Below are 12,761 nucleotides of genomic sequence, written 5' to 3' on the forward strand. Positions count from 1 at the left end.
GGCTAACCATTAAAATTTATTCTTTCCTAGGGTTGTGAATGTAATTGGCAAATATTCTTTGTCTAAAATAAACAATTTTCACAAACAATTACAAGACAATGTTTCAGTTATTTATCCCTGCTTATTCCATTTTTGGTTAAAACGCAGTTCGTCAATCAAGGCATAAACCCGTTTCAAACCATAAGTGCCCACCCTGCCAAAATCTTTGATGGTCTTTACTTTTCCATTAGTGTACGTGATGGACAAGGTACATTTAGGATGATGATTGGTGACCAACCGATAATTATCTTTCAAAGTCGGGAAATCCAAATAGCACAATAAGCTGTTGAGTTGGTGGTACGCATTTTCGTCTATTGTTCCCTGAAACGCACCTTCTAAATACGTTCCTTCCCCCGCTTCCTTGCTGTAATTGTTGCTTTGAGCCGAAAATTGGGCTTTGCGATCTCCCGTAATTTCAATTGTATAGACCGGACAATTTCCGGGACATCCTTGGGACTGAAAGGTTATTTTTTCAATAGCATAGGTTTTGGGCTGTGCATTGTATTCGATAAAGTTGCCAAACTTATAGGTTAATTGCAAAGAACGTGCAGCACGTAATAACTTCCCTTCCGCATTGATAATTATTGGCTTATTTATTTTTAAAAACGGCTGATCATTCACCAACATTATTTGAGGTACAATAAAGTAGAATTTATCTTCACTGATGTCAATTAATTGATAGTTTGCTTTCCCAAAATTCATCAAAACCAAAGTATTGTATTCTTTGGATAATTCAACCTTTGAATTCAGTTGATTATTTGCTAATGTTACCGTTTTATTCGTTCCAATGACAAGTAAATCCGTCAAGCCATTATTGTCAAAATCGGCTTTCGCATAATCAAAATCAATCTTTTCACGTTGTGCCACTTTTTTGATTGCTTCATTATTAAAAAAATCAGTGGTAAAATCCTGAATTCGTTGCAATTTGAATTTTTTATATAAAGTATCTGTTGCGCCAATGAGTTGTTCAATTTCTTCCCTGGTTTGCATCGAATCGATAGCCGATAAACGAAGGGGTGCTTTGACAAAATCGGGTGAGTTGTGGCAGGACACAAACAGCAATGAAAGGAGAAAGGTATATATTGATTTCATGGTGTGGAAAGTGTATTAGTGAATGCTGGATGGGTCTCTTTCATGACTGTAGTGTTAAATACTGTAGAGCGGGTATTTTATATAGAATTATTTTGCCCCAAAATGAATCTAACGGGTTCAATAGTTATTTTTTAATAAACGAATGGGACTCGCCATTTATTTTATAGATATACATTCCCGAACGGAAACCAGTAGTATCCAAGGTGATGATAGAAGTGCCTTTGGCAATCTTTTTTTCGAATACTTTCATCCCATCTGTTGTAAATACTTCAAGGGTCGTAGCTTCCCCAACAACTTTGCCATTGGATATTTGAATACTTTCCTGCGTCGGATTAGGATAAGCGATAAAGGATTTGTTCAAATGGTAGTCTTGTTGTTCCAATGATAAATAGCCACTTAATGCATAAATGTCTGTGGTGGCAATTGTGGTAATTCCTCTATTGTAAAGGATGAGTTTAAAATTGTTATTGTTATCCTTCATTATCATTGGATCCCAACGGTCGTTCCAAGTGTAGAGAAGTTGGCCATCTTCATTCATTAGCTTTGTATGAATACCATCAACATATAAAAATTCGATAAGATCGTCGTCATTGAACAATTTATCCGAGATCAATTGAAAAGTAATTAGTCCATTAAACACAAGTTCTTTATGAAATACATGGTTCTGATTATAAATTTTGACTTTGGTAGAATTCGCTATATATTCTCGGGTATAATAAAAAAGACCTTGTTGAGTAGGAAAGGGATAAGCACTGCCATATCCTTCATTATTCACATTCGCATTCACGACATAACTATGTTCTAACGAAATAGAAATTTGGGAATAGGCCACATTTCCAAGTAGGACAAATAAATAAACAAATCTTTTCATCTTTTGATTGATTTTTATGAATCGTAAAAATAACAAAATATAGTGGTTCCCACCTTGCATCACGAATTGAAATTCATAGCAATCAATTCCATCCCGAGGCATTTTAATAAAGGGAAGGGGTCAATAACTCGTCAATCCAACAAAGGGATTTTATCATAAAACGTATTGCTTTCCTGTTTTATCTAGTTTCGGTGAGGTGTGGTTTAAAGTTAGGAAATGTTTGCGCAGCGGGGGGTGTAGTACCTGCGTGAAGCAACGCCCATTTTCAATTGAAGTGTAAAAGTGGAAGGGTTTTGTTTCAGTTTTCAGTCGCAGTCGCAGTTTTCAGTGTTGGGGTGTTTAAGAGTGGAAAAGGTTTAAAAATCGAGCCCCCATTTTCAAATCTTCAAATTTTCTAATTTTCAAATTTTCTTATTTTCAAATTTTCTCATTTTCAAATCAAGTGTATGAGTGGAAAGGGTTTAAGAGTGTAATACCCAGCGTGAATCGACGACCATTTTCAAATCTTCAAATTTTCTAATTTTCAAATCTTCAAATTTTCTCATTTTCAAATCAAGTGTAACCAAATCCTCACCCCATCCCATCCATCCCAACACCCACAAACCGAATATACAACCCCGGCAGCGGACACCACGTGCCTTCTTTTTCTTGGTAGTACGCCACGAACAGCACCACCCATTGTAGCTCACCCGCCACAGCAGGCACGGGGAGTGAGATAGGCGCTGCCAAATGTTGGGCGCTAAGGGAATAATACTGTTCTGGGGTTTCGGCTACGGCTACCGGTTGTGCTAGGGAGGCGTCTAGGCCCAGGTGGCGAACCTGTACACCGACATGGGTAGCACCTTTGGGGACGCGCCCCTTGGCGTGGGGCATAGGCGTAAGGGTGAAGGTAGCGGTAGCGGCCTCCCATTGGGGTTCCCAGGGAACGACAGAAGCAAAGGGCTGCTCGGAATCAAATTCGAAGTGGGTGAGCAGGGAACGCCCCGCTGCAGTTTGCAGGCCGCGTGGCACGGTACGCGCTCCTGGAGCATTTGCAGTGTCGTGGGTAAGAATTTGTTGGAAGACCTTCACCAACTGGTTATGCGGTTTGGCGTAGAGGGTTTTGGACAGTTGCGGTTGCAAGCCCTGCCGGAGGTAGGTACTCATCCGCCCGCAATGGGCAAACTCCGCACTGGTTTGGCGGCACCGCGCATAATTGGCCCCCTCCTTCAAATTCTCCCGCGTAAAGCCCGAACTCCGCCGCACAATAATGTCCCCGTTCAACGCGTAAAACGTTAACCCCTCCAAATTGCCTTTCAAGCGCAAACCGCCCAATAACTTTGCCATGGCTGATAGAATTTAAATGTTACTTACCGTTGGGAACACACCCCACAACGACGAAAAACCAAAACCAAAAACCGTTCCAAAGATTTGGGGGTGAATAGGTTAGTAGGTAGGGTTTTAATAGTAGGGAGCGCAAAGTCAGGAGACTTTGCGCAGTAGGGTAAGATAATAGTTTTTGGTGAAAAACAGACGTAAAGCCACGAAAATCCACCAATAGCAGTTAACGGTTGTTGGTCGTAGTTATTTTTCTGAGCATTCTTTTAGTTTATTCTCTTATCCCAAATGGCTCAATTAATTTTAAAAAAGGTTCAACATATTTCTGTTGCAATATTTTACTATCTTGTAAATCTGAATAATCAATAACATTTAAGCCTTCAATTCTGAAATATTTATCTGAATCATATTCTTCTTTTTTTAGAGTTGAAGTTAATATAACCTGTTTTTTAATTCTTATAAATTCTACAATCATTTGTTCCTCCTTGGACGTAGAAAGCTCACCTTCTCTAAAAGAGTCTATAATAATAGGAAAATTATGTTTAAGAATATTGTTTAAAGCTAATAACTTACAAAAGTAATACTCTTGCCCTTCACTCCCTGAATATGTTTCTCCACTTTTTGTAAATAAATCTTCAAATTTGAGCAGGCCTTCAGGATCAATTTTCTTATAATATCTTTTCATCTCGCTAAGAATGTCGGATAATATCTTTTTTTGCAAATCTCTATTTGAAACTATTTTCTTTTCGTTAGTTTCTAATTTATTTTCAATTATTTTTAATTCTTTTTGAAGCGAAATAACTATTTTATCTATTTCTTTCGAGTCCGCGAAGTCATCTTTAAAAAGTATATAGTTTTTTGTTTCCGGTGTTGTTGAATCCAACAATTTATTTAGTTGTTCTTGCTCCTTAATTATTTCATTGTTAAACTCAAAAATCATTTCAGACTTTAAACTTATGTTTTCTTTAATTGATTGAATAATATTTTGTCTTACAAAATTGTTACTTACTTCGAATTCAAAATCTTCATTAGAAAAAATTATTTTATCACTACCGCAATCTGAACATTTAACTTTTCCCTCATTTAAACTTCTATTTAATGAATTTAATTCGCTTATTAATGCTTCAAGTTTAATTTTTCTGTTTTCCTCTCGGTTTCTGTTTTTCTTAAGTTCGGCAATTTTTTGATGAATTTCGCTTAATTGGTTTGAAGTATTCTTAAATTCTATGTTATTTGAAGCGGAGCTTATAAAAGAAGCAATTTCAGGGTTTTTTTTTATAATTGATATTTTCTTAGTTTCTGAATTTATTTTTGATTCTAAAGTTGCTTTCTCCTTCTTTAAGTTCTCTATATCATATTTATTCTCAGTTGTTATGGTAACCCCCATTAGAGAATAAATCATATTTAGAAAATCTACTTTATTATTCAACCCCTTAATGATAAGATTTGAAGTGTTTCGTCTGTCTTGTCCAAGAAAAAAAGTTTCATAAAGCAAACTTAGGTCTACAAGTTTTAATTCCCCTTCTTTATCAATTTTAGGTAACTTGAACAATTCTTTGTCAAAATAATACTTGAATTCGCTAATGCTATTGAAAACAAATAATTTTTGATTGTTTAGAACAAGTATTGAGTTTCCTTTGCGAAGGAATTCGATATCCTTATTATTCAAATAAATTTTTGAATAAAAGTAATATGATTTAGAATTAAAACCACTTGGAAATATTGATTCATATCCAATAGAGTATACAATACTTTGCATAAGTAATGTTTTCCCCCTATTATTATCATTACTAAAAATGATATTAGTATAGTCATTGAATCGACTTTCAATGAAAGCTTCATTCTTGTTCCCAAAAGCAATTTTCTTTATTATCATTCTAATCCTTCTAGTATTATGGAAATTAAGTATTTTAAAGTTGTTTCATTTAAGTAAGAAACCTTCGGAGTATAGGTGCTCAAAACGGAGTTGTACACTGATTCAACGTCTTTATTTTTGTTAATTGAAAAATAAGTAATTATTTCTTCACATATTTTCCAAAATACTTTATTATTATTTTTATTAAAAAATGCTCTAGATAAGTTTGAGTTACATTCCTGTAAAATATCTTTCTTGTCTTCAATATTTAAATGGTCTATAAATATTGAAAAATAAATAGGATAATAAAATATATTTTTGAAGATTTCAACACCAATAATCCTACTTACAATCAATAATTCTATGTCCTTAACGGATAAGTGTCTTCTGAAGGAAAGAACCTCTCTAATTTCAGAAATTGTCTTATTTTCTATGTAACTATTTTTCTTTGATGATTGAATATTACGTAATTCAACAAATACACTTTTATAAAATTCATCAGATTTGATTTCTGTTTTTTTAAACTTTGTTACAGCTTTTATATACTCATTTTCAGTATTTTCATCTTCAACAATTGTAATGATCTTTAAGAACTCTTTAATTTTTGTACTATAGTCAATAGAGTCATTTTTAACTCTAATGACTTCTTCTGTTAGACCCGCTATTATTCGTGTTTGGGTTTTTTCTTCAAAATTGGTAAACTTGAAATTCCTAAGTTTTGAATCTATTTTGTATTTTTCTTTTAAAATAGGACAGAAAAATATAAACTCTTTAAAAGAGAATGTGGATAAGAAGTTGTCAAAAAGAGTGAAGAAGTATGTTCCAATTTTTTTTGGTGAAAGTGTTGCTTCATTCTTCGATTGAATATCCCATATTTTATTATGTCTCTTGTTAATTCCGCTTACGTCATTAAAACAATCAAATGTGACATATTCAATTTCTTTGCTGTCATTTCTTTTCCCAATCAAATACAACAAAGATTTGGTTTCAAAAACTGAAGCCTTTTCATTATTGATTTCTGTATTTTTAAAAATGTATGTCAAATGAGTATGTTTTTCTGTAGGTTGTTTATTATTACCACTAAAGTTTGTTAGCGTATATTAATCTTTGCATATAATCTTTGGCAATGATGGTTGTCTTGGTCTATTTCCAGTCCTTTCTCTACAGTTTCTTTAGCTAGGTCTTCTTGGTTATTGTTAATTTGTAACCATGCAAGTCTAGAATAGTCTGTCGCCCCGCCTTCCTTGATTCGTCTTGACATAATTTCTATTACTTTGTCTAGAAGTAGTTTTTTATACTCAACAGACCTTGCTTCTGGGTGAAAGAAGAAGTAGTTGTTAATTCTATTAGATGCTTCACTAATATAACTGAAATCAATGTTTGGGATTAATACTAACTCTGATAATGAATGACTTTCACCGTCCCAGTCTTTTGTTAGCTTACAAATGTCAGCTAGTTTTAGCCACAGTCTTGCTTTATGTGTTGAAGGCATTGAAGTCTTAAGATACTCTCTCAAATAATATTTTACAGAATCATAATCCGAAAACTCTTCAAATATGTCTACTAAATATTCATAAGCTTTTGGGAATTTTGATGCGACATATTCTAAGGTCGGTAGTTCTTTTTTGAACTCTTCCAGTGAATCAATTCTTTTAGCAACTTCCGAAAATTTTCTCTCAATTTTTGAAGTCAAACCTACACTGACTGTAGAATTTGATGACGCTCCGAATTCCATAAGTAACTTTCGGTCATCATATATTTTTATTTTCTCAGGATAAACTTCCAATTCACCCTTCCCAAAAATTGAAGCTGCAAGAGGAACATTTATTAAGGCATCTTTATCTTCATTAATGATGTCAATGAATGAGCTTTTTCGAAGCTCTTCGATTGCACCCTGAACATCAATTCTTTCGTTTTCAGGTCTCCAAAGTACTGCTTCTACAGCAATTACAGGAACAATTGAATTCCAACTTGAAAGTGTTAAGAATACTCTTTTTGCTGCTGGTGATAATGTGTTAAAAGTCCTTTTAAATAATGCAGTTAGAATTTTTTCTTGTTCAGCGACTATCCTTTGAACCTTTCCAGTCTTACCTGATTTTGCTACTTCACCCAAAAGAATTTTAATGATATAAGGATGTCCGTCCGACTCTGTAATTAATTCTTCAATGAAGTTAGGATTAAGAAGCTCTGTAATGTTTAATTTTGCAGATACTATATCAATCAGACTTTTACATTCGTTTTCATTCATCCCTTGTACTTCAATAGGGTAATCTGCTTTAAAATTTCGGCTTATTCTTGAAGTAATTAGAACTTTATTAGGGTTTCTAACATAAGTGTTTATCCATTCAAAAACTTCAATTGGATTTGTGACAGTTTCAAAATTGTCAAATACATAAAGAGCATTACCATATGTATTTTTAGTAAGTTCCTTTGAGAAGAAATCAAGTTTATCCTTTATTTCTTGATTTGGGTGTACGAGTTTACAATACTCTGATGCAATATCCTTCTGATTCAAAACCTTTGTTTGAACCTGTTTGGGCCCATCCATTAATAAATCTATATCTCTTGCACTAAACCAAATAATAAGGTCAAATCTGTCTTGAGCGGCAAGATTTTTTATCACATTAAGTGCCAGAGAAGTCTTTCCAACACCACCTTTACCGAGCAGGGTAATTATTGGAAATCTTTCGGTTTCATTCAAAACTTTGACTAATTCATCTTCTAAAGTAGGTCGCTTTACATATTCATCAATTGACTCTGGTAAATTAGTAAAGCAGTTACCAATTACATCTAGTTCCTTATTTCCTTCTGTATGGCTACTAGGTAATTGAGTGATAGGGAGTAAATAATCTTTTGCAATGCAAGATTGCCTTTCATCGCTTAGATATGAAATGCATTCAAAAGTATCATTCTTTAGATTTCCATTTGTATGATAGAAATCAGTAAGTTCGGGATTGGAATACATCAGATTTATTTTTCTCGGTTTATCTAAGAAGCAATAAATTCCATTTTCTAATGAATGATATGTTTCGGATTTAAGGAAATCAAAATCATTAGTCTTTTCAGTTAAATGAGAAATTCGATATTTCCCAGAGTAGTTGCGATGTAAGTATGCCCAAGGTCTTTTGAATGCAGTAAAGTTTTCAATAATGAGATTAATAGATTTTTCCAATAAGGGACATGCTATTGAGCAAGGCTCTAAAGTTGTCGCACCATGTCCTTTGGTTTTATTTCGTAAATATGTAAAGTTTCCAAACCAATTTCTTAAGGGTGATTTAATTGCTAATTGATTGTGCTCAATATTAAAAGCACTAAGTGTTTCGTTTAGTAGCTTTTGAGAATCATATTGCCAATCACCGTCAGCTGCACGTTGAATTAATTCCTTTAATTCAAAGTCTCTAATTTCTGATGCAAGAAGTTGGGCAGGAGGCCCTGTTAAAACTTCGTCAATTGATTTTGCGAAATCACCAATTGCATTCGCTCTTACTAAGTTATACTCTTGTCTGTATTTTGTTCTGTCGTTGTCGTCATTAATAGAGGATACTAAAAACAGATTAATAGTTTTAGTCAATAGCTCACCATATAAAAGTAGATCATAAAAATATGCTAAGTCGGAATCACTCTTTGATGATTCTAACCGGTTGTTCATCTGTTCAAATGGTTTAAATGTCATATTGTGGCTTTCTTTTTTTTAATATCCGCTAATAGATTGCAGTTTGGCGAAGTGGGGAAATCAAAGCACAAATGTTCAATTTTGCACAAAAGTTCAATCGAGAAACTGAACTTGAATTTCGTACTGACCCCACTGTCGCGTGATTCCCTTCGCGTGGTTTTTGTTTACCACCCGCAAATTAAAATTAATTCTACAATTCACAATAGGGTTTTTCCTATTTGTTAAGAGTATTTTTCCTATAAAAGTCGTAAGTCGATAAAGTCGTAAGTCGAATTTCATTAATCCTATGTCTACTCACAAAGCGAGTTGAGTAGGTTGGGGTTGTGATGAATAAGGTGACGTAAAGTCAGAAGACTTCGCGCAGCGGGGGGGGGTTAAATTTGTATTGCTTGTAAAAATCTACATATTTCATAAAAATCTTTTGGATCATATTTGTTTTCAGGAATAATTATAGTTAGTTTATCACTTATTCTGCTTGATTTTGAATGAGTTGCATAGGATAAAATTATTGATTCTATGATCATAAGATTAGATAAATTTATTCCAGATAATCCTGATCCTAAAATAGGAACTGAAACTTCTTTCATTCTACCTTCAATTCTAATTTGTTTCCATAATTCATTTAAAACAATATTTAATTTATCTGGATCAGAAGAAGTTTGTTTAATATTATTTGTGAATGATAAAGTAGCTAATATTGTAATAAAAAGTTTGTTTTGTGATGTAGGAACAACTGCAATTGTACCTACTGGATAACAATACTTTTTCCCATTTTTGAATGCATTATATGTTCCCGATTTTCCTTGGTCAGTTAGGCTCTTGTCTATAAGATTGTCTAATGTTTGAATGTTTCCACTAAAGAATTTATCAATCATTTGACTTTTTAATGAGACTTTTGCTCCCTGAGGAATTGTTGTATCAAAATAATCGCTACTTGTTACTACAATGTTGTTTTGTTGGGAGAATAAATCTCCAACTTTTATACAAATTTCTGTATTTGATGCTTTGAATTTTTTACTCATTTGTGAAAATGGCCAAGCTCTTATAATACCAAAGCCAATAGAAGCTAGTAAGGTAATTATTAGAACTATCCAATTATATGTTTCAATCCAAGTTTTGACAACTGAAAAAATGGCACTTAGAAATTCAATGAAAAGCCAAATTGTTCCAAATGAAGCTAAAAAAAATGTAATGAATTCTTTAAAGTTGACCCAAAAGATATATTTGATTTTTTGCATAAAGGTTGCTTATTAATTTTTACCAACGTTTTATATCTAACTGAAAGAGGCGATTTTTATGTTCTACACTGTCAACCAAGCACAAATTTAGATGGGAGACAAAGCTTGATTTAACTACTGTTCAGCCACTTTTGGGTAAGTGCTGTTATATGCAGATTGTTTACACTTCATTTTTTACAAGGATAATGACTTCCACCTGCGTCACCTTTTGTTGCCACCATAAAATCTGTGTTTTTTAGTGCTTTTTCAATTAGTGTTTTGTCGAGAGGAATATGTAAGGTCGGAACTTTGTCCATGGAATCCCTGAAAATAGGTAAATTATCCCAAAGATTTTTTATCTTTTGCTTTATTGTCTTTGCTTCACAATTAATAATATCACTTTTTTCAGAATATTCTGGATAGATTACAATTACTGGTAAACCTTTCGTGTTAATTCCATAATCAATTTCTTCTCTTAATGCTCTTGAACTCACAGTTTCAGAACTTAAAAACAGAATGATATTTTTAGATTTACTCAATCTGTCTCTCAATCTTGGTTTTAATGTTGTTTCCCAATCACTGTTGTCACGGACATTATAATTTTTGTCATGTGAATCAACAAAAGGAAATGATGAATCTTTTCCTTTCCAAGCTCTAAGCATATTGTAATACACAAAATCTTTTGCTGCATTTGCACCTAAATTTGATTCTTTGAAAGGCGTCTTTACATAAAACGCACAGTAGTTTCCAGTTCTGTTTGCCATAATTACTCCCAGTTGTTTTTTATAATTTCTAAATCAATTTTATCAAACATATCCTCCGTCAAGACAATCCTTATTGTTGAACTCAAGTCTATTTCCTTAGCTGATTTAAGGAGTGATATCAAAGTCAACTGAAGTAACTGACTTGGAGGTAAACCAACTCTAGAAAGTCCATTGCCAATCAATGGCAAATTAATGTCAATACCATTTCCCTCGATTCTTACTTTGTTCCAAAGACCTTCAAGTGCTTTTAACATCAAAGAAGGAGTGCTGTTCGCATTGCAGTCATTGTCGGTATTTGTCAAAGCGAACAGAAAATATAGCGATTGATTGTGATTAATTGTAATTGTAGTACCGAGTTCATATTTTATTGATTTTCCATCAACTCTCTGTACTGTTTCGATTTCTTGACCTGCAAGTTGCGCATTCACCGCATCGTCAAAAATATTCGTGTGTCCGCCAAGAATTTTAGTGATGAAAATTCCTTGCAAACTTTTTGGCGAAACGGGTTTGCCAATTTTACTGTCAAAAAACTCACTTACCGAAATTACTTTGTGTCCATCTGCTGTGAACAAATCTCCAAATACAATCTCAACTTTAGTATTAGTATTTGTAAGATTGAATTTCACCATCTTTTCCGGATAAACCACAATAAATGAAATAATTAAACTTGCAATAACATAGGCAAGTAAAAACCAGCAATTATATCCAGTCGGTTTAATCTCCAAGATTGAAAAAAGAGGTTCAAAAAATGTCCAAAGAACGGTGTAGCCAAAAACTATTGCCAATAAAAACCTTTTTGGGTGTCTGCGTATTCCTGTAATTATTTTTTTTCTCATTGTCATTCTATTGTCAGGTCTTAACAATTTGCATATAACAGATTGATAAGTTTAAATAACTCACCCAATCCATCCGCAAATTAAAATTAATTCTACAATTCACAATAGGTTTTTTCCTAATTGTTAGGAGTATTTTTACTATTATTTATCAACATTGAGTTTTGGGCCACTAAGGCAGAAAGACTCGAAGGAGTTTTGAGTTATGAGTTATGGGTTATGAATTAAGGGTGCTGGGGGAAGGGGAGTAGGTGGAAAGGGTAGGTGTAAGTCGATGAAGTCGTAAGTCGAAAAAGTCGTAAGTCATAAGTCAACACGTACTCATAACTCATAATTCATAACTCATAATTCATAATTCTTTCCTTCCTATTACTTCGGACTAACCTCGCATCAACCTCGCATCATCCCCGTATCATCGTCGTGGTTACCTAATGTATACCTTTACTATACCTTTAGGATACCTTTACCATAACTCGTTCTAAAGGTTTTTAAAATTATGAGTTAGGAGTGATGAATTAGGAATGAGGGAAGCTTGTAGATGTGAAGTTTGAGGAAAGTAAAGGCGTAAGTTATAAGTCGTAAGTCATTAGTCAACACGTACTCATAATTCATAACTCATAATTCATAACTCATATTTCATAACTTCTCCCAGTCTTCTTCGGGTCTTCTTGCGGTTTGCTTCGGTATTCTGCCACGGTTGTGCCACAGTTGTGCCACTAAACCTTTTGTAAAAGGTAACAGGAATGGCTTCAAATTGGGAGGAAGCCACTGAGAAGCTGAGCCGCTGAGCTACTGAGTAATTCCTAACAGGAGTGTACAGGAATACAACCTGTAACCTTAAACTTGAAACTTGAAACCTCTTTGCGTGAAAATTGGGATGGGATTTCTCCTACCGTCGAAATGACAAGTTTGCGCATAAATGTTTTTAGCCAGCTAAAAAAATACCCCAATCCAAACCACATAAAAATACTATGTCTTACTATGTGCCTATGTGGTTAAAAAAACCAACCACATAGTGACATAGTTTTCATAGTTTTTGCTTTATGAAATCCAACCTTGTGCAACCTTGTGCCCAACCTTGTGAAACCTTGTGCTCCAAT

Annotated in this window: 9 protein-coding genes; all 9 read right to left on the reverse strand. The window is 33.8% G+C overall.

What is annotated here, in order from left to right; translation table 11 throughout:
- Positions 1 to 111: 111 nt before the first annotated feature.
- Positions 112 to 1,131: a DUF6438 domain-containing protein gene (locus tag OLM45_RS09420; protein WP_264509715.1), complete on the reverse strand. Its 1,020-nt coding sequence runs from the start codon at positions 1,129 to 1,131 to the stop codon at positions 112 to 114.
- Positions 1,132 to 1,255: 124 nt separating this feature from the next.
- Positions 1,256 to 2,002 carry a T9SS type A sorting domain-containing protein gene (locus tag OLM45_RS09425; RefSeq protein ID WP_264509716.1) on the reverse strand — a complete coding sequence of 249 codons (747 nt, stop codon included), beginning with the start codon at positions 2,000 to 2,002 and terminating at the stop codon, positions 1,256 to 1,258.
- A gap of 570 nt (positions 2,003 to 2,572) precedes the next feature.
- Positions 2,573 to 3,328: a hypothetical protein gene (locus tag OLM45_RS09430; RefSeq protein ID WP_264509717.1), complete on the reverse strand. Its 756-nt coding sequence runs from the start codon at positions 3,326 to 3,328 to the stop codon at positions 2,573 to 2,575.
- A 262-nt stretch (positions 3,329 to 3,590) separates the two neighbouring features.
- Positions 3,591 to 5,078, reverse strand: a complete 1,488-nt coding sequence (locus tag OLM45_RS09435; protein ID WP_264509718.1) for a hypothetical protein — start codon at positions 5,076 to 5,078, stop codon at positions 3,591 to 3,593.
- Positions 5,079 to 5,191: 113 nt separating this feature from the next.
- The gene (locus OLM45_RS09440) at positions 5,192 to 6,217 is read right to left on the reverse strand and encodes a hypothetical protein (protein WP_264509719.1); all 1,026 of its coding nucleotides are present in this window, start codon (positions 6,215 to 6,217) and stop codon (positions 5,192 to 5,194) included.
- Between the two features lie 47 nt (positions 6,218 to 6,264).
- Positions 6,265 to 8,847: an NB-ARC domain-containing protein gene (locus OLM45_RS09445; RefSeq protein WP_264509720.1), complete on the reverse strand. Its 2,583-nt coding sequence runs from the start codon at positions 8,845 to 8,847 to the stop codon at positions 6,265 to 6,267.
- Between the two features lie 374 nt (positions 8,848 to 9,221).
- A complete protein-coding gene (locus OLM45_RS09450; protein ID WP_264509721.1) occupies positions 9,222 to 10,085 on the reverse strand; it encodes a macro domain-containing protein in 864 nt (287 codons plus the stop codon).
- Positions 10,086 to 10,252: 167 nt separating this feature from the next.
- Positions 10,253 to 10,828, reverse strand: a complete 576-nt coding sequence (locus OLM45_RS09455; RefSeq protein ID WP_264509722.1) for a TIR domain-containing protein — start codon at positions 10,826 to 10,828, stop codon at positions 10,253 to 10,255.
- Positions 10,829 to 10,830: 2 nt separating this feature from the next.
- Complete coding sequence (locus tag OLM45_RS09460; protein ID WP_264509723.1) at positions 10,831 to 11,664, reverse strand: macro domain-containing protein; 834 nt, start codon at positions 11,662 to 11,664, stop codon at positions 10,831 to 10,833.
- Positions 11,665 to 12,761: the final 1,097 nt, after the last annotated feature.

The sequence above is a fragment of the Flavobacterium sp. N1719 genome, from assembly GCF_025947045.1.
Lineage (GTDB): Bacteria > Bacteroidota > Bacteroidia > Flavobacteriales > Flavobacteriaceae > Flavobacterium > Flavobacterium stagni.